This window comes from Streptomyces sp. NPDC005898 (assembly GCF_040629635.1).
Lineage (GTDB): Bacteria > Actinomycetota > Actinomycetes > Streptomycetales > Streptomycetaceae > Streptomyces.
The window spans coordinates 46,143-70,070 of record NZ_JBEXWC010000022.1 but is presented as its reverse complement, the minus strand read 5'-3'; the positions used below and the strand labels follow the sequence as shown (position 1 = coordinate 70,070).

17 protein-coding genes are annotated in these 23,928 nt (G+C 72.8%); 10 read left to right on the top strand and 7 right to left on the bottom strand.

Annotated features, from left to right (window positions below; all coding sequences use genetic code 11):
* Positions 1–77 precede the first annotated feature (77 nt).
* The 5 genes from ABZ385_RS25605 to ABZ385_RS25585 all read right to left on the bottom strand — a co-directional run bounded on the left by ABZ385_RS25605 (position 78) and on the right by ABZ385_RS25585 (position 6,141).
* The gene (locus ABZ385_RS25605) at positions 78–1,145 is read right to left on the bottom strand and encodes a LacI family DNA-binding transcriptional regulator (RefSeq protein ID WP_358578880.1); all 1,068 of its coding nucleotides are present in this window, start codon (positions 1,143–1,145) and stop codon (positions 78–80) included.
* Positions 1,133–2,824 carry a glycoside hydrolase family 13 protein gene (locus ABZ385_RS25600; RefSeq protein ID WP_358913371.1) on the bottom strand — a complete coding sequence of 564 codons (1,692 nt, stop codon included), beginning with the start codon at positions 2,822–2,824 and terminating at the stop codon, positions 1,133–1,135. The genes ABZ385_RS25605 and ABZ385_RS25600 overlap by 13 nt, the downstream gene beginning before the upstream one ends.
* Positions 2,825–2,918: 94 nt before the next feature.
* Positions 2,919–3,806: a carbohydrate ABC transporter permease gene (locus tag ABZ385_RS25595; RefSeq protein WP_358578875.1), complete on the bottom strand. Its 888-nt coding sequence runs from the start codon at positions 3,804–3,806 to the stop codon at positions 2,919–2,921.
* Positions 3,803–4,831, bottom strand: coding sequence for a sugar ABC transporter permease (locus ABZ385_RS25590; protein WP_358913369.1), 1,029 nt, complete (start codon positions 4,829–4,831; stop codon positions 3,803–3,805). The genes ABZ385_RS25595 and ABZ385_RS25590 overlap by 4 nt, the downstream gene beginning before the upstream one ends.
* 38 nt (positions 4,832–4,869) lie before the next feature.
* Complete coding sequence (locus ABZ385_RS25585) at positions 4,870–6,141, bottom strand: extracellular solute-binding protein (protein WP_358578870.1); 1,272 nt, start codon at positions 6,139–6,141, stop codon at positions 4,870–4,872.
* 337 nt (positions 6,142–6,478) lie between these two features.
* Between ABZ385_RS25585 and ABZ385_RS25580 the strand changes: the two genes are divergently transcribed.
* Entirely contained in the window at positions 6,479–7,516 is a 1,038-nt protein-coding gene (locus tag ABZ385_RS25580; RefSeq protein WP_358697251.1) for a LacI family DNA-binding transcriptional regulator, read from the top strand.
* Between the two features lie 12 nt (positions 7,517–7,528).
* Here ABZ385_RS25580 and rfbB read toward each other — a convergent pair whose 3' ends face one another.
* Positions 7,529–8,536, bottom strand: coding sequence for a dTDP-glucose 4,6-dehydratase (gene rfbB / locus ABZ385_RS25575; protein WP_358913367.1), 1,008 nt, complete (start codon positions 8,534–8,536; stop codon positions 7,529–7,531).
* Positions 8,533–9,600: a glucose-1-phosphate thymidylyltransferase gene (locus ABZ385_RS25570; RefSeq protein ID WP_358697255.1), complete on the bottom strand. Its 1,068-nt coding sequence runs from the start codon at positions 9,598–9,600 to the stop codon at positions 8,533–8,535. Before ABZ385_RS25570 ends, rfbB begins: the two co-directional genes overlap by 4 nt.
* 267 nt (positions 9,601–9,867) lie before the next feature.
* Between ABZ385_RS25570 and ABZ385_RS25565 the strand changes: the two genes are divergently transcribed.
* From ABZ385_RS25565 to malQ, 9 genes are all read left to right on the top strand, one after another.
* On the top strand, positions 9,868–11,160 hold the full coding sequence (locus tag ABZ385_RS25565) for an aminotransferase class III-fold pyridoxal phosphate-dependent enzyme (RefSeq protein WP_358913365.1): 1,293 nt from the start codon (positions 9,868–9,870) through the stop codon (positions 11,158–11,160).
* Entirely contained in the window at positions 11,157–12,227 is a 1,071-nt protein-coding gene (locus ABZ385_RS25560) for an ATP-binding cassette domain-containing protein (protein ID WP_358913364.1), read from the top strand. Before ABZ385_RS25565 ends, ABZ385_RS25560 begins: the two co-directional genes overlap by 4 nt.
* Positions 12,224–13,066 carry an ABC-2 family transporter protein gene (locus ABZ385_RS25555; protein ID WP_358913362.1) on the top strand — a complete coding sequence of 281 codons (843 nt, stop codon included), beginning with the start codon at positions 12,224–12,226 and terminating at the stop codon, positions 13,064–13,066. Before ABZ385_RS25560 ends, ABZ385_RS25555 begins: the two co-directional genes overlap by 4 nt.
* Positions 13,063–13,863 carry an ABC-2 family transporter protein gene (locus tag ABZ385_RS25550; RefSeq protein WP_358913360.1) on the top strand — a complete coding sequence of 267 codons (801 nt, stop codon included), beginning with the start codon at positions 13,063–13,065 and terminating at the stop codon, positions 13,861–13,863. Before ABZ385_RS25555 ends, ABZ385_RS25550 begins: the two co-directional genes overlap by 4 nt.
* Before the next feature lie 8 nt (positions 13,864–13,871).
* The gene (locus ABZ385_RS25545) at positions 13,872–15,380 is read left to right on the top strand and encodes a phosphotransferase (protein ID WP_358913358.1); all 1,509 of its coding nucleotides are present in this window, start codon (positions 13,872–13,874) and stop codon (positions 15,378–15,380) included.
* Positions 15,381–15,382: 2 nt separating this feature from the next.
* Positions 15,383–17,485, top strand: a complete 2,103-nt coding sequence (locus ABZ385_RS25540; RefSeq protein ID WP_358699866.1) for a glycosyltransferase — start codon at positions 15,383–15,385, stop codon at positions 17,483–17,485.
* The gene (locus ABZ385_RS25535; RefSeq protein WP_358913356.1) at positions 17,478–18,623 is read left to right on the top strand and encodes a sugar phosphate nucleotidyltransferase; all 1,146 of its coding nucleotides are present in this window, start codon (positions 17,478–17,480) and stop codon (positions 18,621–18,623) included. Before ABZ385_RS25540 ends, ABZ385_RS25535 begins: the two co-directional genes overlap by 8 nt.
* 116 nt (positions 18,624–18,739) lie before the next feature.
* The gene (locus ABZ385_RS25530; RefSeq protein WP_358913354.1) at positions 18,740–21,811 is read left to right on the top strand and encodes a Cof-type HAD-IIB family hydrolase; all 3,072 of its coding nucleotides are present in this window, start codon (positions 18,740–18,742) and stop codon (positions 21,809–21,811) included.
* The gene (gene malQ, locus ABZ385_RS25525) at positions 21,804–23,921 is read left to right on the top strand and encodes a 4-alpha-glucanotransferase (RefSeq protein ID WP_358913352.1); all 2,118 of its coding nucleotides are present in this window, start codon (positions 21,804–21,806) and stop codon (positions 23,919–23,921) included. The genes ABZ385_RS25530 and malQ overlap by 8 nt, the downstream gene beginning before the upstream one ends.
* The last annotated feature ends 7 nt before the right edge of the window (positions 23,922–23,928 follow it).

The following is a 23,928-nucleotide window of genomic DNA, read 5'->3' as shown; positions in this document are numbered from 1 at the left end:
GGGGAGGCCCCGGCGCCACATCGTTTCCCCGCTGCCCCGACCGGGCCGGCGCCGGGGCTCTCCCTCCCGAGCCTGTCTCAGCGCGGCGACTGCGCCGTGGAGCCCCGCACGACCAGCTCCGGCTGGAAGAGGAACTCCGTGTGCTGTACGGGGTTTCCCTGGATCTCCTCCAGGAGGGCGCCCACCGCGGCGGTCGCCATCGCCTGCACCGGCTGGCGCACCGTGGTCAGCGGCGGGTCGGTGAACGCGATCAGGGGCGAGTCGTCGAATCCGACGACGGAGACGTCCCCCGGCACCGTCAGCCCCCGGCGGCGCACCGCCCGGACCGCGCCGAGCGCCATCATGTCGCTGCCGCAGACCATCGCCGTGCACCCCTGGTCCAGGAGCGCGCCGGCGGCCGCGTAACCGCCCTCGACCGTGAACAGAGTGCGCTGCACGAGCTGCTCGGCCTCCCCCTGTGACAGACCGAGCAGGCTGTGCAGCGCCCCGATGAACCCCTCCGCCTTGCGGCGTGAGGGGACGTACCGGGTGGGGCCGATGGCCAGGCCGACGCGCTCGTGACCGAGGTCGACCAGGTGGCGCACCGCCATCCGGGCCGCCGCCCGGTCGTCGGGCGAGACGAACGACACCGGGATGTGCTCGTTGTAGCCGTTGATCAGTACGAACGGCACTCCGCGGCCCGCCAGTTCCAGGTAGCGGCCGGGGTCCGCGGTGGCGTCGGCGTGCAGCCCGGAGAGGAACACGATGCCGCTGACGCGGCGTTCCTCCAACTGCTCGACCAGCTCGTCCTCCGTCGCGCCGCCCGGCATCTGGGTGCAGAGCATCGGGGTGTAGCCGTGCCCGGCGAGCACCTGCTCGATGACCTGGGCGAACGCGGGGAAGATGGGGTTGCTCAGCTCGGGGACGATGAGCCCCACGAGGCCGGCGCTGTGCCGCTTCAGGCGCAGCGGGCGCTCGTAGCCCAGGATGTCCAGGGCCGCGAGCACCCGCTGCCGCGTGCCCGTCGCCACCCCCGGTCTGCCGTTGAGGACCCGGCTGGCGGTGGCCTCGCTCACCCCGGCCTGGACCGCGATGTCCGCGAGGCGCGGAGCACCGCGGGCCGCCCAGTCGGAGGCTTGCGACGGGGGGAGGGTCACACCGCCCACCAGACGGTGGTGTCGGCGGGCAGTTCGGCCTTGCCGTCCACGACCTGCACGGGGGTGTTGGCGAGCAGGACCCGGCCGGGGGCCGGTATCCGCACCGTCGCGCCGGTCGTGTTCGCGGTGCACACGAAGGACTCGCGGCGGAAGGCGACGACACCCTCGGGGGCGTCGAGCCACTCCAGCGAGTCGCCCGCGCCGAGGCCCGGCTGCGTGCGGCGGATGTCCAGCGCGCGCCGGTACAGCTCCAGGGTCGAGTCGGGGTCGCCGGTCTGCGCCTGCACGCTCAGCTCGCCCCAGCCGGCGGGCTGCGGCAGCCAGCTGCCGCCCGCGCCGAAGCCGTGGCTCGGCCCCTCGACGGTCCACGGGATGGGCACCCGGCAGCCGTCGCGGAACCCGTCCTGCCCGCTGGCGCGGTGGAACGAGGGGTCCTGGCGCACCTCGTCGGGCAGGTCGGTGACGTCGGGCAGACCGAGCTCCTCGCCCTGGTAGACGTAGGCCGAGCCGGGCAGCGCGAGCATCAGCAGCGTCGCGGCGCGGGCGCGCCGCAGGCCGAGTTCGCGGTCGCCGGCGGTGCGCAGCTGGGTGCCGAGTCCCGGCGGGTTGGCGAACCGCGTCGTGTGGCGGGTGACGTCGTGGTTGGACAGGACCCAGGTGGCGGGGGCGCCGACGGGGCGCATGGCGGCCAGGGAGGAGTCGATGACCTCGCGCAGCTCCGCGGCGTCCCAAGAGGTGCCGAGGTACTGGAAGTTGAAGGCCTGGTGCATCTCGTCGGGGCGCACGTAGGCGGCGGCGCGCTCGATGGTGGGCGTCCACGCCTCGGCGACGAGGATGCGTCCGCCCGTCTCCCGCGCGGCCGGGCCGGCGGGCCCGAGGGCGTTGCCCGCGTACTCCGCGAGGACCTCGCGCCAGCTCCGGTAGATCTCGTGCACGCCGTCCTGGTCGAAGAACGGCATGGTGTCGTTGCCGAGGAGCCTGAGCTGGTCGTGCCGGCCGATGTCGGGCAGGCCCGCGGCCTTGACCAGGCCGTGGGCGACGTCGACGCGGAAGCCGTCCACGCCCATGTCGAGCCAGAACCGCAGGATGGAGCGGAACTCGTCGCGTACGGCCGGGTGCTCCCAGTTGAAGTCGGGCTGCTCGGGGGCGAAGAGGTGCAGGTACCACTCGCCGTCCGGGGTGCGGGTCCAGGCGGGGCCGCCGAAGATGGACTCCCAGTCGTTGGGCGGGAGTTCGCCGTCGGTGCCCTTGCCGGGGCGGAAGTGGTAGCGCTCGCGCAGCGGTGACCCGGGGCCCTCGCGCAGGGCACGCTGGAACCACTCGTGCTGGTCGGAGGAGTGGTTGGGCACCAGGTCCACGATGACGCGCAGGCCCAGCTCGTGGGCGTCGCGCAGCAGGGCGTCGGCGTCGTGCAGGGTGCCGAACATCGGGTCGATCGCGCGGTAGTCGGCGACGTCGTACCCGGCGTCGGCCTGCGGGGACGAGTAGAACGGGCTGAGCCAGACGGCGTCGACGCCGAGGTCCCTGAGGTAGGGCAGCCGGGCACGGATGCCTGCCAGGTCGCCCATGCCGTCGCCGTTGCCGTCGGCGAAGCTGCGCGGGTAGACCTGGTAGATCACCGCGCCGCGCCACCAGTCCGTGTGGGTGCCGGCGGCGGGGGCGGCTGGGGCAGCGAGATGCTGGGTCATGTCTTCCCTGGGATCGAGAGATCGAGAGATCGATGGGCCGGGAGATTGCGTGGGGCGGGAGTGGGTGCGGGGCCGTGGGCCGGGAGCCGGGCGGTCAGGACTTCGTGGCGCCGGCCGTCAGTCCGGCGACGAGGTGACGCTGGACGAGGCCGAAGATCACCGCGGCGGGAGCCGCGACGATCACCGCGGCGGCCGTCAGCGAGCCCCAGTCGCTGGTGTACTGGTTGACGAAGGTCTGCAGGCCGCCGGCGAGGGTGAGGTTCTCCTCGCCGGTCATGAAGGCCGAGGCGTAGGCGACCTCGGCCCAGCCGGTGATGAAGGTGTAGAAGCCGGTGACGGCCAGCCCCGGCTTGGCCAGCGGCACGATGAGCCGCCAGAACGTGCCGAACGGATTGAGTCCGTCGACCCGGCCGGCCTCGTCGATCTCCACCGGGATGGTGTCGAAGTACCCCTTCATCATCCAGGCGCAGAAGGGCACCGCGATCGTCAGATAGGTGACGACGAGACCGATGGGCTGGTTGAGCAGGCCGAGGTTCGCGAGCAGGTTGTACAGCGGCACGATGAGCACCGCCACGGGGAACATCTGCGTGATCAGCAGGAGCCACATCAGCGGCCGCATGCCGGGGAAGCGGAAACGGCTGACCGCGTAGCCGGTGGTCGCCGAGATGAGGACGCCGATCACCGTGGTCACCCCGACGACGAGCAGGGAGTTGGCGACCCAGCTCGGGAACTCGGTGTCGTTGAGGACGTGGTCGTAGTTGCCGAACGTGAAGTCCTTCACCAGGGCGGTGGAGAACGCCTCGCTCTGCGGCTTGAACGAGGTGACCAGCAGCCACAGCGGCGGCAGGACCGCGATGGCCGAGGCGATGAGCAGGGTCGCGTGCAGCCCCACGGAGGCCAGTCGCCCGCGCTCGCCGCGCGGCCTGGCCTTCGCCTTCGGCGCCGTGCCCGGCGTGGTCGGGCGGTTCGTCACGGTCGTCACCAGACTTCTCCCTGCTTGCGGAGCGCGCGGCGGTAGACCACCGCGAAGAGCGAAAGGAGCAGCAGAATGATCACGCCCCAGGCCGCGGATCCCGCGAAGTCGCGGGGGCTCACGACGAACGAGAGCCGGTAGGCGTACGTCACCAGGATCTCGGTGGCGTCTCCCGGGCCGCCCCGGGTGAGCAGGAAGATCACCGGGAACATGTTGAACGTCCAGATGCTGCTGATCAGGATCACCGTGCTGCTGACGGACCGCAGGCCGGGCAGGGTGATGTGCCGGAAGCGCTGCCAGGGGCTCGCGCCGTCCATCTCGGCGGCCTCGTACAGCTCCCCCGGGATGGACTGGAGTCCGCCGAGCATGGCGACCAGCATGAACGGCACGCCGAGCCAGACGTTGACGGTGATCACCGAGAGCTTGGCCCAGGTGGGGTCGTTCAGCCACGGGACGGCGTCGATGCCGCCGCCGGCGAGGAGCTTGTTGAGGATGCCGTTCTTCTCGTTGAAGATCAGGCGCCAGGTGAACACGGAGACGAAGGCGGGCACCGCCCACGGCAGGATGAGCGCCATCCGGTAGAAGGAGCGTCCGGCCAGCTTGCGGTTGAGCATGTTGGCGAGGACCAGGCCGAGCCCGAAGGAGAGGGCGACGCAGGACACGGTCCAGATGACGGTCCAGGTGAGCCGGTCCCAGAAGACGCCGTCGGAGAGGATCGCGGTGTAGTTGTCGAGGCCCACGGACTCGTAGGTCGCGGGGATGTGGTTGACGCCGATGGTGCGCTCGACGTTCGCCTCGTTGGCGTCGGTCGTCGACAGGTAGAGGCCGCGCACCATCGGATAGCCGACGATCACGCCGATCACGACCACCACGGGAGCGACCATGCTCCAGGCGTACCAGTGGGTGGACAGTGCCCTGCGCAGGCGGCCCGGGGTCTTGCCGGTCCGGTGGTTCTTGCCGGTGCGGTGGCCGCGGCCGCGGATGCCCGTGGCACCCGCGGCCTTCACCACCGACTGGCCGCTCTCGACAGCCATGGGGCGCTCGGCCCTCCTCTTCTTCCCGTTCCCGCTGCTTACTTGTAGTCCTTGAGGAGCTTGCGGTAGGCGTCGCCGACACCGTCCGCCGCGTCCTGCGGCGATGCCTTGCCGCTGAGCACCTTGCCCATCTGCAGGCGGATCGGCTCGAAGAGGGAGTTGGCCTCGGGGATCCAGGGCCGCTCCACGGACTTGTCCACGGCCGGCTTGAAGAACTGCACCATCTGGTTGTCCTTGACGGACTTCACGTCGTAGACGGACTTGCGGGTGGGCAGCAGGCTCAGCTGCTCGGTGGTCTGCTGCTGCACCTTGGCCGAGCTCATGTACTTGATGAACTCGTAGCTCGCGTCGAGGTTCTTGGAACCGGCGTAGGCGGCGAGGTTCCAGCCGCCCTGCGGGGAGGCCTGCCGGTCGCTGCCGCCGGGGACCGGGGCGACGCCGAGGTTGTCCTTGTCCGCCTTGAACTGCTTGCCCTGCAGGGCGCCCTCGATGGACCACGGGCCGTCGATCGCCATGGCGACCTCGCCGTCCTTGAAGGCGTTCAGCTGGTTGTTGTAGCCGTCGCTCGCGTCGGTGGTGGCGGCCTTGGAGTCGACCAGGTCCTTCATCACCTTGAACGCGGCGGCGCCCTCGGGGTCGTCGGCGGTGATCTTCTTGTTCTTGGTGTCGAGCAGGTCGCCGCCCTCTCCGTACAGGTACGGGAGGTAGTAGTACGGGTCGTCGCCGCGCAGGTAGAATCCCGTCTTGCCGGACTTGTCCCTGATCTTCTTCGCCGCGGCCTCGACCTCGTCGAAGGTGGTGGGCACCTTGACGCCGGCGTCCTTGAGCATCTTCTTGTTGTAGAAGAGGGCGAGGCTGTCGATGGTCTGCGGGACGGCGTACGTCTTGCCCTTGAACTTGGTGCTCGCCGCGGCCTGCGGGAGGTAGTCGTCCGGCTTGTCGAGGGCGGCGGTGCCCTCCAGCGGGGCGAGGTAGCCGAGGTTCGCGAAGTCGGCGACCCAGGCGACCTCGGTGCGCATCACGTCGGGGGCACCGGAGTTGCCGCCCGCGGCGTTCTTGAACTTGGCGTTGGCCTCGCCGAACGCGACGCTCACGTAGTTCACCTTGACGTCGGGGTGGAGCCTCTCGAAGCCCTTGGCGAGCTTCTGGTAGGTCCCCTTCTCCGCGTCGTTCGAGGTGTCCCAGAAGGTGACGGTCCCGGAGAGCTTGCCGGACCCCTTGCCGCCGCTGTCACCGTCGTCTCCACCGCACGCCGCCGCCGTCATGGTCAGGGCCGCGACCAGCGCGGTGGCTGCTATGCCACGCCGCATGTGAACTCCTTCGACTGATCCCGGAAAAGGGGAGGCGGAGCCCCTCGCACGGGGTGCGCCTCCGGTGAGCCGCACTGGACGCGGCGCCGGGTTGCCAGGGAACGTAACAGGATTGAAAAGCGACCGAAAGAGCTTGCGGAAGATTTCTGCAAGGGTTGCTGATCGTTACTGCCGTGTGTCCTTACGGTTGCCGTCAGGATGCTTGACACCGCTGTGAGGAGGCCTCATCCCCTGGCGGCCTCTCCGTGAACTCTGCAAGTTCCTTGCAGGAACGGCTGCTTTCCGCAAGCTTGCACCGCTGGTGTGCAATCGCGCGGATGACAGGTACAGTCCCCCCATGACCGCACGGCTCGTCGACATCGCAGCGCAGGCAGGGGTCAGCGAAGCCACCGTGAGCCGGGTGTTGAACGGCAAGCCCGGTGTCGCAGCGGCCACCCGGGAATCCGTCCTCGCGGCGATCGACGTGCTCGGTTTCGAGCGTCCCTCGCGGCTGCGGCAGCGCAGCAGCGCCGGCCTGATCGGTCTGATCACCCCCGAGCTGGACAATCCGATCTTCCCGGCCCTGGCCCAGGTCATCGCGCAGAGCCTGACCCGCCAGGGATACACGCCCGTGCTCGCCACCCAGACGCCCGGCGGCTCCACCGAGGACGAGCTGACCGAGATGCTGGTGGACCGGGGTGTCTCCGGCATCATCTTCGTCTCCGGGCTGCACGCCGACACCACCGCCGACATGGAGCGCTACGAGGTGCTGCGCGGCAAGGGCGTGCCGTTCGTCCTGGTCAACGGCTTCTCCCCCAAGGTGCGGGCGCCCTTCGTCTCCACCGACGACCGGGCCGCGGCGCGGTTGGCCGTCACCCACCTCGCCTCGCTCGGCCATACCCGCATCGGCCTCGCGGTGGGCCCCCGGCGGTTCGTGCCGGTGCTGCGCAAGATCGAGGGGTTCCAGGTCGGCATGCGCGAGCGTCTCGGGATGCGGGTCGAGGACTCCGACGAGCTGGTCGAGCACTCCCTGTACTCCCTGGAGGGCGGTCAGGCCGCCGCGGGCACCCTGATCGGCAGGGGCTGCACCGCGATCGTGTGCGCCAGCGACATGATGGCGCTCGGTGCCGTGCGGGCCGCCCGCGAGCGCGGTCTCGAGGTGCCCCGGGACATCTCGGTGGTCGGCTTCGACGACTCCCCGCTCATCGCGTTCACCGACCCGCCGCTGACCACCGTCCGCCAGCCCGTCCAGGCGATGGGCCAGGCCGCGGTCCGTACGCTCCTGGAGGAGATCGGCGGCACGCCCGCCCCGCACAACGAGTTCGTGTTCCTGCCCGAGCTGGTCGTACGGGAGTCGACCGCCTCGGGGCGGCAGGAGGACCGCCGCTCCGCCTGACGGACACGCCGCTCAACGGGGGCGGGTCAGCAGCGGCTGCCACCAGGCGCGGTTCTCGCGGTACCAGCCGACGGTTCGGGCCAGGGCCTCGTCGAAGTCGACGCGGGGACGGTAGCCGAGTTCCGCGCTGATCTTGGTGTGGTCCACGGCGTAGCGGCGGTCGTGGCCCTTGCGGTCGGTGACGTGGGTGATGCGGTCGGCCCCGGCCCCGCACAGGGCGAGCAGCCGGTGGGTCAGCTCAAGGTTGGTCAGGGAGGTGCCGCCGCCGATGTTGTAGATCTCGCCGGGCCGGCCCGCGGCGCGCACCAGCTCCAGTCCGCGTACGTGGTCCGCGGTGTGCAGCCAGTCCCGTAGGTGGAGTCCGTCGCCGTAGAGCGGCACGTTCTCCCCCTCCAGCAGGGCGGCGAGGAAGCGGGGAATGAGCTTCTCGGGGTGCTGGTGGGGCCCGAAGTTGTTGGAGCAGCGGGTGACGCGGACGTCCAGGCCGTGGGTGCGGTGGTGGGCGAGGGCGACGAGATCGGCGGCCGCTTTCGACGCCGCGTAGGGCGAGTTGGGCGCGAGCGGGGAGTCCTCGGTGGCGGCGCCGTGCGGGAGGGAGCCGTAGACCTCGTCGGTGGAGACGTGGAGGAAGGGGCCCGCGCCGTGCCGGAGCGCGGCGTCGAGCAGGGTCTGGGTGCCGAGCACGTTGGTGCGGATGAAAGCGGTGCCGTCCGCGATGGAGCGGTCCACGTGGGACTCGGCGGCGAAGTGCACGATCTGCCCGTGGTCGGCGACGAGCGCGTCGACCAACTCCGCGTCGCAGACGCTGCCGCGCACGAAGGTCAGGCGGGGGTCGTCCCGCACCGCGTCGAGCCGGGCGAGGCTGCCGGCGTAGGTGAGAGCGTCCAGGACGGTCACGGCCGCGGCCGGGCTCTGCGGCCCGAGCAGCGCCCGGACGTAGGCGGAGCCGATGAAGCCGGCGCCACCGGTGACGAGAATGCGGGGGCCTCGGCGGGGGCCGGTGATGGGGGTCGGGGTCATGAGGTGAGCTGCACTCTGCTGTGGTCTCCGATGACGAGCCGGTGGGCGCCGGGCAGCCGGGGCGCCGGGGACACGGCGGCGCCGCGCCCGATCAGCGAGCACTCGATGCGGGAGGCGCCCTCGACGTGCGCTCCGCGCAGCAGCACGGAGTGCGCGATGGCGCTGTCCTGGATCCGGCAGTCCTCGGCGATGGACGTGTAGGGGCCGATGCTGGAGTCGCTGACGACGGTGCCCGCGCCGATCACCACCGGGCCGACCACGCGCGAGCCGCGCACGACGGCGCCCTCGGCCACCCGTACCCGTCCCACGAGGGTGCTGTCCGGGTCGACCTTGCCTTCGACGCGGCCCGTCATGCCGTCGAGGACCTGGCGGTTGACCTCCAGGAGGTCTTCGACGCTTCCCGTGTCGCGCCAGGGCCGCTCGGTGGTCTCGGCGGACACCCGCAGGCCCTGTTCGATCATCCACTGCACGGCGTCGGTGATCTCCAGCTCGCCGCGGCCGGAGGGGCTGATCGCCCGGACCGCCGCGTGGATCTGCGGTCCGAAGGCGTAGACCCCGATGAGGGCGAGGTCGCTGCGCGGCCGGTCCGGTTTCTCCTCCAGGCGCAGCACGTCGCCGCGCGCGTCGAGTTCCGCCACGCCGAACGCGGTCGGATCGGCGACCGGGGTGAGCAGCAGCCGGGCGGCGCTCGGGTCCGCCACAGCCCGCCGGACGAAGCCGGTCAGCCCCTCCTGGAGGTAGTTGTCGCCGAGGTAGAGCAGGAAGTCCTCGTCGCCGAGGAACTCCCGGGCGAGCAGCACGGCGTGGGCCAGCCCCAGGGGTTCGTCCTGGTGCAGATAGGTGATCCGCAGTCCGAACCGGGCGCCGTCGGCGACGGCTTCGCGGACTTCGGCGCCGTGGTGGCCGACGACGACGGCGATCTCCTCCACGCCGGCCGCGGCGATGGCCTCCAGGCCGTAGAAGAGGACGGGTTTGTTGGCGATGGGCAGCAGTTGTTTGGCGCTGGTGAAGGTGAACGGGCGCAGTCGGCTGCCCGTTCCGCCCGCCAGGACCAGAGCTTTCAAGAGAGCCGTCCGCTGGGCGGGGCGGCAAGGGGGTGCGTTTCCACGGTTCCCTCCTCGTACTCGAAGCGGCTCCATGCACTCGAAGCGGCTCCACGACTCAAGCAGAGTCGACCCGGGGCTCGCAAGCTCTGTCTGAAACTTTCTGAAAGCTCTTGCCAACGCGGCGGCGGCTTGTTTGACTCGGGGCCGTGCCGCCGGAATCCCCGCCCAACTTCGGTTCCGCGCCGCGCACTTGGCAGGCGATCCGGACAATGACTGGGGGCAGCAGTGACAGGTCATCGCCAGCGCGCACAGCTGGCCAGAGAGGCCTCCCACCTGGCGCCCGGCGCCTCGGAGGAGACCGCCCTCGGACAGCGCGTCTTCACCCACGGACGTGGTGCCGTCCTGACGGATCTGGACGGCAACGACTACCTCGACTTCGCTGCGGGCACCCTGACGCAGTCGCTCGGCCACTGCCACCCCGAGGTCGTCGACGCGCTCACCGCGCAGGCCGCCCGGCTGTGGAACGTGCACGACGCGGCGACCGAGGGCCGCGACGAACTCCTTGACCTGCTCGCGCGATTGCTGCCCGACCACCTCGACACGTACGCGTTCTTCTCCACCGGCGCCGAGGCCGTCGAGGCGGCCCTGCGCGTGGTGCAGGCGACCGCTCCCCCGGGCCGCAACCGCCTCGGCGCGCTCCGCCACGGCTTCCACGGCAAGACGATGGGCGCGCGGATGCTGGTGCACTGGGACATCGGCAACCAGGCGTTCGCCGGCAACAGCGTGCTCGGTTACGCGCCCTACTGCTACCGGTGCCCGCTCGAACTGGAGTACCCCTCATGTGGGGTGCGCTGCGCCTCGCTCGTGCGCAAGCACATCGCCGAGAAGCCGAACGTCTCCGCGCTCGTCTTCGAGCCGGTGCTCGGCGCGGCCGGCGTGATCACCCCACCCCCCGGCTACTGGGAGCAGATCGCGCAGGCCTGCCGGGCGAACGGGGTGCTGCTCGTCGCCGACGAGGTGCTGACCGGCGGTGGCCGCACCGGCTCCTTCCTGGCGAGCGAGGCCCTCGGCATCGAGCCGGACCTGGTGGTCCTGTCCAAGGGCATGGCCAACGGCTTTCCGTTCGCGGTGCTCGCCGGACGCGGCGAGCTGCTGCGCTCCCCCGCCGCCGCGGCGGCCGGGTCGTACGCCTCCACCTACGCGAGCAACCCCCTCGGCATCGCCGCCGCGCGCGCCACCCTCGGCGTCATCGAGCGCGACCGGCTCACCGCGCGGGTGCGGGAGCTGGGCGCGCTGCTCGGTGAGCGGCTCCATGCCTTACGGGCGGGGTGCGAGCAGCTCGGGGACGTGCGCGGGGCGGGGCTGCTGTTCGGGCTGGAATTCGTGACGGACCGCCAGAGCCGATGCCCGGCACCGGAGTTCGCCCGCGCCGTCCACACCACGGCCCTCGACCTCGGCCTGCGGACCGCGGTCGGCGGGCACATCATCCGGCTCGCGCCGCCGTTCACCCTGGACGACGAGCAGCTCGACCACGGTGTCGACATCCTCGCCGAGGCCATCGGACGGGTGTCCTCGTGAGCGGTCCGGATCCCGTGATCATCGCGGAGAGTCTCACCAAGGAGTTCCGCGTCGCCGAACGCCGGCCCGGGCTGCTCGGTTCGCTCGCCACCCTCTTCACCCGCGAGCACCGGCTGGTCCGCGCCGTGGACGGCGTCTCCTTCCAGATCCCCGCCGGCTCCAGGACCGCGTACATCGGGGCCAACGGAGCGGGCAAGTCCACGACGATCAAAATGCTGACCGGCATCATGACGCCCACCTCCGGGCGATGCCTGGTCGCCGGCGTGGAGCCCTACCGCGAACGGCAGCGCAACGCCCGTTCCATCGGCGTCGTCTTCGGACAGCGCAGCCAGCTGTGGTGGGACCTGTCGGTGCCCGACTCCTTCCGCATCCTGCGCAGGATCTACGACATCCCCGAACCGGTCTACCGCCGCAACCTGGCGCTCTACCGCGACCTGCTCGACATCGACGCCCTGGGCACCACCCCCGTACGGCAGTTGAGTCTCGGGCAGCGGATGCGAGCCGAGATCGCGGCGAGCCTGCTGCACGATCCCGCCGTCGTCTTCTGGGACGAGCCCACCATCGGGCTCGACATGGTCCTCAAGGAGGCGGTCCGGGTCCTGGTCAACCGCGCCAACCGGGAGCTGGGCACCACCGTGGTGCTCACCAGCCACGACATCGGTGACATCGCGGCGATCTGCGACACCGCCCTGGTCGTCGACCGCGGCCGGGTCGTCCACCAGGGCACCCTCCACGACCTGCTGCGCACCGCCGACCGGCGCAGTGTCACCTTCGACCACCGCGACCCGCTGCCGGTGTCCGCCGTGCTGGAACGGATCGAGCGGGGCCTGCCCGGTGCGCGCGCCGGCGAGGACGAGGGCGGCCGCGTCCGGGTGGAGTACCCGGTGGAGCTCTTCACCTCCCGGCAGGTGCTCGCCTTCCTCCTGGAGCACTTCGACCTGACGGACTGCTACGCCCCCGAGCCCGACCTGGAGGACGTGCTGCGGCGCGTCTACGAAGGGGCCGGTGACGCGGGCGGCTCGCCCCACGTCAGGCCGGCCGGCCGCGCCGAGAGCGGTGCCGCGTGAGCGCCGTGGCCGCGAGGCCCCGGGTGAGCCGGGCGGGACGGGCCCGCCGCTACCTGCCGTTCGCCACCGGCAGCCTGCAGTCGCTGCTCCAGTACCGCTCGATGTTCTTCGTCACGGGGGTCACCGCGGCGGCGGGCGCGGCCGTGACGGTCTTCCTGTGGCGGGCCGTGTACGCGGGCTCGCCCGGCGCGGGGCCCGGCGGCTTCACGTCGGCCGGGATCACCACGTATCTGCTGGTGGGCCAGGTGCTCCAGGTGCTGCACGCCAACCGCGTCGACGACGAGGTGGCCGCCGAGGTCTACCGCGGCGACGTGGCGGTGATGCTGGTGCGCCCCGTCAGCTATCCGCTCGTGCGGTTCGCGGCCTGTCTGCCGGTGGTGGCGGCGAACGCGCTGTTGGTCGGGGTGCCCGTGCTGCTGCTGTTCTCCCTGCTCGTGCCGGTGACGGCGCCCCGGCCCGCCGACGCCGCGCTGTTTGCCCTCTCCACGCTGCTGTCGGTGCTCATCGCCTTCTGCGTGAACCTGCTGACCGGCATGACCGGCTTCGTCACCACCAACACCTGGGGGGTGCGCATGCTCAAGCAGAGCGTGGTCGCCTTCTTCGCGGGCCAGCTCGTGCCGATCGCGCTGATGCCGGGCCCCCTGGCCGCCGTCGCCCGGGCGCTGCCCTTCCAGGGCATGGTCGACGGCCCGCTGACGCTGCTCCTCGGACGGTACGAGGGAGCAGCGGGCGCCCTGGACGTGCTGGGCCGGCAGGCGGTCTGGGTCATCGTCCTGTCCGGGCTCTCCGCGGCGCTGTGGCGGGCCGCGACCGGGCGGCTGGAGGTGCTCGGCGGATGACACGCACGGCTCTGCGGTATCTGCGTCTGTCCCTGTTCCTCGGCGGTGTCGGCCTGCACCGGCTCATCGCCTACCGGCTGGACTTCGCGCTCGGCGCGGGGGCGTTCCTGGTGCGGGTCGGCATCCAGACGGCCGTGGTGGGCCTGGTGTTCCGCCAGGTGCCCGCGGTGGGCGGCTGGTCGTACCACGAGGTGCTGTTCCTGCTCGGCTTCTCCCTGCTGCCGCGCGGTCTCGACCACCTCTTCACCGACCAGCTGTGGGAGCTGGGCCGCAAGCTGGTGCAGCGCGGCGAGTTCTACCGCTATCTGATCCGGCCGGTGAACCCGCTCTTCGCCCTGCTGTCCGAGCGCTTCTTCCACCCCGACGGCCTGGGCGAACTGGTCGTCGGCGCGGCACTCGTGACGTGGGCGGGCGGCGAACTCGGCCTCGACCCGAGCCCGGCGCAGTGGGCGCTCGCGCCGCTGCTCGTGCTGTGCGGGGCGCTGCTCCACACCGCGGTCAAGCTGTTCTTCGCCTCGCTGTCCTTCTGGACCGTGACCAGCCTGCCCGCGATGTACGCGGCCACGCAGGTCTCGGAGTTCGCCGCCTATCCCCTGGACATCTACCACTCCTCGCTGCGCGCCCTGCTGACCTGGGTGCTGCCGTTCGCCTTCACCTCGTACGTGCCGTGCGTCTACCTCCTGCGGGGTGGGACGGGCCTGCTGATGTGGCTGCCCGTGGTGACGGTCGGGGCGGTGCTCACGGCCCTCGCCCTGTGGCGGCGCGGCATCAACCGATTCGACATGACCGGGAGTTGAGACGCCGCATGATCCGCGACGAAGACCTGGAACCACTGCTGCGCACCGCGCCCTGGATGTCCGAGGACGGCCGCCGGGCCGACCGGTACGAACGCGTCGATCACGCCGTGCTCGGCTCCGCCGCCCTGCTCCTGGTGGTCGCCGCCGTCGGCGGCCCGGCGGCCGGGCAGCGGTTCTTCCTCCCCGTACGTCCGGGCAGCGCGCGGGGCATCGAGGAGGCGCACGGCAGTACGGAGTTCGACGCCGCCGCGGTGGCCCGCGCCTGCTCTGGCGGTGAGCTGGCCACCGCGCGCGGCGGCACCGTGCGGTTCCGCGGCGCCGGCGGGCCCGTGCCCCAGGTGCGCCGGCTCCCCTTCGAGCAGGGCTGGTCCTCCAACGCCCTGTCCCTGGTGGACATCGCGGGCGTCCCGCACATCCACAAGACCTACCGCCGACTGGACGAGGCCGTCCGCGAACCGGAACTGCTGCGGCGCATGAGCGGCACCGGGCACACCCCCACCTGGGTCGGCGACTACACGTACACGGATCCCGGCACGGGCGCCCGGCACCCGCTGGGTGTGATCTACCGCTACGCCCCCGGCGACGGCATCGACCTGCCGCTGCGGGAGAACCTGCGGTCGCTGTGGCCGCGCCTCACCGACACCCGGCAGTCGCCCGACGCCGTGGTGGGACCGCATCTGCTGCCGCTGGAGGACCGGCTCCGCGCGGCCGGTGACTTCCTGCGCGCCTTCCACCGCGACCTGGCCACCCGGCTCGGCGGCCCCGCCCCCGCGGAGTATCCCGCGCGGGAGGTGCTGGCGCGGGCCGCCGAGCGGCGCACGGCGCTGGCCGGTGCCGAGGTGTCGCTGCCCGCGGCCTCCTGGCGCGCCGCCTTCGCCGCGCTGGAGTCCGAAGTGGCCGCGCTTTCCAGCGAGTTCGACGGCCGGGAGGGGGTGCCGGGGGCCGGGCCGTGCCACGGCGACCTGCATCTGTCGCACCTGTTGTGCGGTCCCGGCGTCGGCGACGGGTGGCGGATGAGCGTGATCGACCTGTCCACGCCCGCGCTGGGCCCGGACGAGCCCGGATGGGCCGCTCAGTCACCGCTCCAGGACCTGGTCGCCGTACAGCGCGCCCTCGAGTACTTCGCGGCCGACGAGGCGGCGTTCGAGAGCGCCCAACGCCTCGGCGTGGACTCGCTGGAGACGATGCGCGGGGCCCTCGACGGCGCCCCCGGCTGGGCGGCCGGGGACCGGGCCGTGCTGCGCCAGGTGTTCCGTACGGCCGACCTGTGGCGCGGGCGCGTGCTGCGGCTGCTGCTCGGCCCGGTCGCCGACAGCCCGCTGCGACGCCTGCTGTATCTGCGGCGGCTGCTCCACGAGCTGGCCTACAACTGCGCCCACGCCCGCCCCTACCACGCGGCGATCGACCTGCGCCATGCCCTGGCGCTCGACGCCGCGCACGCCCCGGCGCTCTCCCCCGCTCTCGCGCCCCCTTCCCCGCCCGCCTCCGCTTCCGCCCCGATCTCCGCGAGGACGTGACCGTGACCGAGCCGACCGACCCGCGCCTGCACATCATCGAGACGTACTTCGAGTGCTGCGGCTTCGACCACACCTTCCTGCAGGGCGGCACCTCGGTGTACCTGTGGAACCTCTCCCGGGCGTTCGCCGCGCGCGGCCACCGGGTCTCCATCGTCACGCCGGCGCACGGCAGGCTGGCCGACCTCCGCGAGCGGTACGAGGTCGAGGACCTGCCCTACGAGGACGTCCACACGGTGCCGATCGTCCTCGACCCCGACGTGTGGCGGGGCTTCCCCGCCGAGGTCGGCCTGGAGCTGCGCACCACCGCGCACCGCATCCGGCTCGACGGGGTCGACCTGTACTTCCTGGCCGACGACTACCTGGACCGGCTCCCGGACACGTTCTATCCGCCGTACTCCGCCAAGGGCCACGACCTGGTGTTCTTCAAGCCGCTCGTCTTCCAGGTGGACAGCGTGCGGTTCCTGCGCACCTGGTTCGGCGACGAGAAGGCCCTCGTCCACGCCCACGAGCCGTACTACCACTACCTGCTGCCCGCCGCGCTGCGCGACGACCCGTCCAAGCTGGTCGTCAGCAATGTGCAGAGCAACATGCCGATCACCAAGAAGGTCTACGGTCCCAAGGTGCGGCGGCTGTTCGACGAGCTGGGCGTGGCGGTGGCGCTGCCCGGCCCGGACACCGCCGACGCGCTTCCCCTGGCGCCGCGTCAGTACCAGCAGCTGACCCATCTGCACTACGACTACCCGCCCGACCACGTGGCGGTCTACGAACTGACCGCCGAGCACGCCGACCTGATCGACTTCCTCTCCGAGGGGCAGCTCGACTTCTACGCGTCCTTCCGGGACACGCCCTTCGAGCAGCTCTTCGCCCGGCTGCCGATCGCCGACGTGGTGCGGCGCAACGCGCACAAGATGTTCGTGGGCGGGTGCGCGATCTCCGACGAGTGGCTCGGCTGGGACCCGGCCGCCGTCGAGAGGGACAAGGTGCTCGGCGGTCTCGGCCTCGATCCGGCGCTGCCCACGTTCTTCCACAACGCGCGCTACGCCGTCCACCACAAGGGACAGGTGGAGCTGGTGCGCGCGGTGGACCGCGTCCTGTCCGAGGGGCTCGCCGCCAACTTCGTGGTGCGCTGCATCTCCGGCGCCGGCATCGACGACCCCCTCTTCCACGAGGTCGCACGGCGGCACGCGGGGCGGCTGCACCTGGAGTGGGAGCGGGTGCCCGAGCGGCGCGTCTTCGAGTACGCCGCGGCCGCCGACTTCTGCCTCTTCCCCTCCAAGTTCGAGATGGACACCTTCCTCATCGCGCAGGGCGAGGCGATGGCGGCCGGCGCGGTCCCCATCGCCACCGACCAGCGGGGCATGGCCCACTTCCGGCACGCGGAGGGGCCGCGGACCACGACGGGCTTCGCGGTGAACCGGTCGTTCGCCGAGGACGACGAGCTGCTCACCGCCGCGCTGAGCACCCGGATCAGACAGGCGGTGACCCTGTGGCGCGAGGACCCCGGCCGCTACCGGGAGCTGGCCCGCCGCTCGGCCGCCGTGGCACACGCCTTCACCTGGGAGCACTGCGCCGACCTGCACCTGGCCGCCTTCACCCGGCTCTGGCGCGGCGAGCCCGCGCGGCTTCCTGCCGAACGGGCCCTGCGGCACGGCTGGTCGGACCTGCTCCCCGACGAACTGCTCACCGCGCGGGCGGCGGTCGAACACGGTGACCTCGCCGCGTACGAGCGCCGGGCCCCGCTGGACGACGACGCCGCGCGGCTCTTCTTCGACGCCGCGTGGCGGCGCGCCGACTTCGCCACCTGCGAGAAGGTGGTGGAGCGCCGGCCGGGTGCGGTGCCGGACGAGGACGTGGCCCGGCTGCGCGCCCGCCTCGCGCCGCTGCCGGACGGGCGGCTCGGCTACCGGTTCGCGCACGCGGACCGCGTGGAACTGGTCCTGCCCGCGCCGTCCGACGCGGCGGGCCGCGCACGGCCGCGGGTGCGGCCGTTGACCCGCACCGCCCCCGGTGAGTTCGCGGGCCCCGCGCCGGACCGCCCCGGCGCGTGGCTGCTGCTGACCCTGTCGTCCGGGCGCGTGACGTGGGACGAGGTGCGGCATGGCTGAGGCGGGCGCGGTCCGGGCCGTGCTGCTCGCGGGCGGCGAGGGCCGACGCATGGGCCCCCTGGGCGCCGGGCGCCTCAAGCCGCTGATGCCGTATGGCGGGGCCTGCCGGCTCATCGACTTCAGCCTGGCCAACGCGCGGGCCTCGGGACTCGGCGAAGTGCTGCTGCTCTCCCAGTACGAGGAGCGGCGGCTGATGGACGACCTGCACCGGGTGTGGAACACGGCGGCGGATTTCCGGGTGCACTTCGGCCCGTACGACCACGTCTACCGCTCGGCCGGGGGCGGCCTGCCCCGCGAGCTGCCCGAGCGGACCTGGCCGCGCGAGCGCGGGACGGCCGACGCGCTGATCCGCAAGAGCGCGTACGTCTTCGGGGGCGGCGCCGAGCAGGTGCTCGTGCTCCACGCCGATCACGTCTACCGCTTCGACTACGGGCCGCTGATCGAGGAGCACCGGGCGTCGGGGGCCGCGCTGACCCTCGCGTACCAGCGCATCGAGCCGCGCTGGGTCCCTCTGTTCGGGATGGTCGAGTTCGACGCGACCGGGCATCTGACGGCGTTCGTGGAGAAGCCGGAGAACCCCACCGGCGACCTGGTCTTCGCCGCGTTCTGCGTCTTCGACGCGCGGGTGCTGCGGCGCACCCTGGAGCGGCTCGACGGCACGCGGTGGCAGCACGACATCAGCCGGGACGTGATCCCGGCGATGCTCGCGGCCGGGGAGCACATCCGCGGCCACGAGGTCACCGGCCACTGGCAGGACATCGGCACCGTCGAGCGCTACCACCGGGCGCACCTCGCACTGGCCTCCCCGGAGCCGGGCCCGCCGGATTCACCCGGTCCATCCGGTCCGCCCGGTCTGCCCGTCGAGCGGATGCCGTGGACCATCGCGCCGGAGGTGGCGCGCCGCCGGGTCGCCCGCGCGCCGGGCGTACGGGACTCGGTGGTGCCCGCCGACCTGGTCAACCACGGGCTGGTGGAGCACAGCGTGCTCTTCCCCGGCGCCCGGATCGGCGCGGGCGCCCGCGTGCGCCGCAGCGTGCTCCTGCCCGGCGCCGCCGTGCCGCCGGGCGCCGACATCGACTCGGCGGTGGTCCTGGAGGACGGCACGGTGCAGCGGGTGCCGGAAGGAGTACGGGCGTGAGCGCGCCGCGTCCGCGCGGACGCCGCCCGGGCCGCCGCATCGCACACATCGACCGGTCGGGACCGCGCGCCGCCTCGGCGCGCGCCGTGCCCGCACAGTGAGGGAGCGCTTCCACCGTGCACATCATCCATGTCTCCTTCGAGTGCGGCGGTTTCGACCACCGCCTGATGCGCGGCGGCCTGTCGCCGCTCGTGTGGAACCTGTCGCGTGCCTACGCGGCGCGCGGCCACCGCGTCTCGGTGATCACCCCGGCGCACGGTCTGCTGGACGCCCTGCGGGAGGACTTCGCCATCGAGGAGACGCCCTACCGCCGCACGCACACCGTGCCGCTGGTCCTGGACCCGAAGGCGTGGCCGGACCATCCGGGCGAACTCTCCCTCGACCTGACCACGCGTGCCCACCGGCTGCGGCTGCACGGCGTCGACGTGTACTTTCTGTCCAACGCCCACCTGGATCTGCTCCCGGACCGCCTCTACCCGCCGCCGAGCACGGTCGGGCGCGACCTGGCGCACTTCAAGCCGCTGGTGTTCCAGGTGGACGCGTTGCGCTTCCTCGGTGAGCTGGTCGGCGAGGAGAGAGCCGTCGTGCACGGCTTCGAGCCGTACTACGCCTGGCTGCTGCCGCCGGTGCTCGGCGCCGAGGCACAGCTGCGCACCGCCGTCACGGTCGCGGCCAACGGCCCCGTCACGCAGAAGCTCTACCGGCCGCAGGTGGAGCGGCTGCTCGCCCTGTTCGGGGTCCGCGACCGCGTCGACCTGGACGCGCTCGACGCGCCGCCGCCCGCCGAGGGCAGCGCCACGGCGGTCATGGCGCGGGCCCTTGCCGGGACCCGTATGCACGACGAGTACGGCCCCGACCACGTCGGGCTCTTCCCGTTGATCGCCGCCGAGGCCGACCTCGTCGACTTCGTGTCGGCCGGGCAGCGCGCGTACTACAGCACCTTCCGCGACACCCCCATGGAAGCGCTCTTCCAGCGGCTGCCGGTCTCCCGGCAGCTGCGCGAGCAGGCCCACAAGCTGCTGCTCGGCGGGTGCGGCATCGCCGGGAGCTGGCTGGCCCGCGACCCGGCCGCCGTCGACCGCGACGCGGTGCTGCGCGCGCTCGGGCTCGATCCCGCGCGCCCCGTCTTCTACCACGCGGCGCGCTACGCGGTGCACCACAAGGGCCAGTTGGAGCTGATGCGGGCGGTCGAGGAGGTCCTCGGCACCGACCCCGGGATCAGCTTCGTCATCCGCTGCTCGCTCAGCCGGGGCGGTCAGGAGCCGGCGGGCGCCGCCAACGCGTACTTCCAGCGCGTCGCCGACCGCCATCCCGGCCAGGTCCACCTCGACTGGCGCCTCGCCGACGAGGAGACACTCTTCACGCAGGCCGCCTGCGCGGACTTCTGCGTCTACCCCTCCAAGTTCGAGCTGGACGGCTTCCTCATCGCCCAGGCGGAGGCCATGGCGTGCGGGGCGGTGCCGATCGGCACGGCGCAGCAGGTGACCGCGCACTTCCTGCACACGCTGCCGCTCACGGACCCGGCGGCGACGGGGTTCGCCGTGCGCGGCTCGTTCCGCGACGACGATCCGGCGCTGGCCCGGGAGCTGGCCGAGCGCATCAGGGAAGCGGCCGCCCTGTTCCGTCGGGAGCCGCGCGTCCACGCCCGTCTCTCGGAGAACGCCCGCCGCGTGGCGAGGTCGTTCACCTGGGAGCGGGCCGCCGGGCACCGGCTCGCGGCCTTCGAGACCCTGCTGCGGGGCGAGTCGGTGCACTTCCCCGACGAGGAGGCGATCCGGTGCGGCTGGTTCGACCGGCTGCCCGACGACGCCTGGGCCGAGCACCGTGACCTCATCGCGCGGAGCGCCGCCGAACGGGGGGACGTCGCGGCCTACGAGCGGGTCGCCCCGCTGGACGCGGCCGCCTACCAGCGTCTCTTCGAGGCCGCGCACGCCCGCGCCGACTTCGCCCGCTGCGCCCAGGTGGCCCGTGCCGCCGGGCGCCCGGACCTGCTGGACCTGCTCCGCGACCGCTCCTGGATCGCGCGCGCCCTGGACGGCACGCTGACGGTGACCTACCGCCACCCGGGGCTGGAACGGGTGGAGGTGGTCGCCGCGCGGAGCGTGGACACCACGCACACGACCTCCCGTGCCGCCCTCGCGGAGCCCACCCGCGCGGGTGAGTCCGTCGGTGAGGCCCTGGCCTCCGACGAACCCGTGCCCGCCGGCGGGGCCGCGCTCGTGGGTCTCGAACCGGTCGGCGACGGAGTCTTCCGGGGGCGCGTGGGCGGGCCGCCGCCCGGCCAGGACCTGGTGCTGATGCTGACGTCGCGGTCGGGCCGCGTCACCTGGGACACCGTGCCGGTGCTCGAGCCGCCGTTCCGTGTCGTCGCCACGGACCTGGACGGGACCTTGCTCCGCAGCGACCTGACCGTCTCCGCGCGCACGCGCCGGGCCCTCGACCTGGTCGCGCGGGCGGGCGCGCACCACCTGGTCGTCACCGGGCGGCCCGCGACGGCCTGCAAGGAGTTCCTGGCCGCGCTCGGCTACCGGGGCCTCGCCGTCTGCGGACAGGGCGCCCAGCTCTACGACGCCGCCGCCGACCGGCTGCTCGACTCCGCCCCGCTCGACCGGGAGCTGGCCCGCGACGTGGTGGAGCGCGTCGAGGCGGTGCTCGGCACCCTGGAACTCGGCGTGGTCACGGCGGCGCCCGAGAGCCGCTTCAAGGTCACTCCCCGGTTCGGGGAGCGCGTCCGTCACGGCTGGGACGTCACCGCCGACCGCGCGCTGCTGTGGGACTCCCCCATCGACAAGCTGGTGCTGCATCACCCGCGGGTCCCCGAGGACGATGTGGCGGCCACCGTACGGGAGTTGTGCGGTGACGCGGTGTCCGTGGTGCATTCGGTCCAGGGCATGGTGGAGGTGCTGCCGCCCGGCGTCACCAAGGGCGCGGGCGTGGCCCGGGCGGCGCGGCTCCTCGGCTTCACGGGGGCCGACACCATCGCCTTCGGCGACATGCCCAACGACATTCCGCTGCTCGCCTGGGCGGGGCACGGCGTGGCGGTCGCCAACGGGCACCCGCAGCTGCGGGCCATGGCCGACGAGACGGCGCCGGGCAACGACGAGGACGGCGTCGCGGCGGTCCTCGAACGCGTCTTCGCCCCTACGGTCTCCCCGCTGCCGGCGCTCGGTGAGGCCACCCATGGCTGAGGCGCTCCGCGAACTCGCGCGTGCCCATGGCGTCGCGACCGAGTACGCCACCGACCGGGGACGGCGGGTCGCGGTCCCGGCCGACACCCTCGTCGCCGTCCTCGGCGCCTGCGGGGTGGACGCCACCACCCCGCAGGCGGCGCGTGCGGCCCTGGACCTCCACCGGCGGGTGCGGGCGGAACGGCTGCTGCCGCCCTGTGTCGTGGCGGAGGCGGGCAAGGGCCTGATACCGCCCGCCCAGGGCGTCGCCGAGGTGGAGCTGGAGGGCGGCGGGACCGCCTCCCCGGCCGACGCGCTGCCGCCGGGCCACCACATCCTGCGGGTACGCGTGGGTGAGCGGGAGGCCCAGGCCCCGCTGCTCGCCGTGCCCGACCGTGTGGCCGTGCCCGAGCGCCGCTCGTGGGGTTTCCTCGTGCAGCTGTACTCCGTGCTCTCCCGCCGCTCCTGGGGCATGGGCGACCTGGCGGACCTCGCGGAACTGGCCGCCTGGTCGGGGCGGGAGCTCGGCGCCGGCTTCGTCCAGCTCGGTCCGCTGCACGCCGCTGTGCCGGGGCCGCTGCCCGATCCGTCGCCGTACCGCCCCAGTTCGCGCCGCTTCCCCGATCCGATGCACGTGCGGGTGGAGGCCGTGCCGGAGTACGCGTACCTGGACCCGGCGGGACGTGACCTCGTGCACGCCCTGGCCGTCCGGGCCCGCGCGCTCAACGACGCGGTGCTCGACGGCGGTTCGCTCATCGACCGGGAGGCGGTCCGCGACCTCAAGCACCGGGCGCTGCGCGCCGTGCACGCGGTGCCGCTCTCCCCCGGCCGCGCGGCCGCCTTCGCCGCCTTCACCGCGCGTGAGGGGCACGGTCTCACCGACTTCGCCACCTGGTGCGCGCTGGCCGAGGCGCACGGCGCCGACTGGCGGTCCTGGCCGGTGGAGTTGCGTGACGTGCGCTCGCCCGCTGTGGCGCGGGCCCGCCGGGAGCACGCTCAGAGCGTGGCGTTCCACCGCTGGCTGGCCTGGATCACCGACGAGCAGCTCGCCGGCGCACAGCGGGCGGCGACGGACGCGGGGATGGAGATCGGCCTGGTCCATGACCTGGCCGTCGGGGTCGCTCCGGGCGGCGCCGACGCCTGGGCCCTGCGGCACTGTCTGGCCCCGGGGATGAGCGTCGGCGCGCCGCCGGACGACTTCAACCCGCTCGGCCAGGACTGGGGCCAGCCGCCCTGGCGTCCCGACGCGCTCGCCGCCGAGGGCTACCGGCCCTTCGCGGAGCTGCTGCGCGCGGGACTGCGGCACGCGGGAGCCCTGCGCGTGGACCATGTGATGGGCCTGTTCCGGCTCTGGTGGGTGCCCGAGGGCCGCCCGCCGGCCGAGGGCACGTACGTACGGTATGACGCGCGGGCCATGCTGGGTGTGCTCACCCTGGAGGCGTACCGGGCGGGTGCGAGCGTCATCGGCGAGGACCTCGGCACGGTCGAGCGGGGCGTGCGCGAGGAGCTGGCCGGACACGGGATCCTCGGCACCTCGGTGCAGCGGTTCGAGTATCTCGGCGGCAGCGAGGGCCGGCACGGTCCGCTGCCGCCCGACCGGTGGCGGGCGGACTGCCTCGCCACGCTCACCACCCACGACCTGCCGACGACCGCGGCCTGGCTCTCCGGGGAACACGTCGAACTGCGAAAGCGGCTCGGCCTGTTGACCCGCCCCGTCCACGACGAGAAAGCGGCGGCCGCCGCGGAGCGCGACGGCTGGCTCGCGGAGCTGACGCGGCTCGGCCTGCTGCCCTCGCCGGACGGTGAGGTGGCCGCCCTGCACCGGTTCCTGCCGCTCACCCCGGCCCTGCTGCTCGGGGTGTGGCTGCCGGACGCGACGGGCGACCGCCGCCCGCAGAACCTGCCCGGCACCTCCGTGGTGCACCCCAACTGGCGGCTGCCGGTGGCCGACGCGGACGGACGGCCCGTCCCGCTGGAGGAGCTGCCCGCCTCACCTGTGCTGCGCACGGTCACCGGCGTGTTCGCCGGCCTGGCCGCTCCTCCGCGCACCGCCACCGCGCCACCCGGGACCCGGTCGACGACGCCGTCGACGCTCCGGGGCAGCGGCCCGAACGACGATCCGAACAGCTGAACCGAAC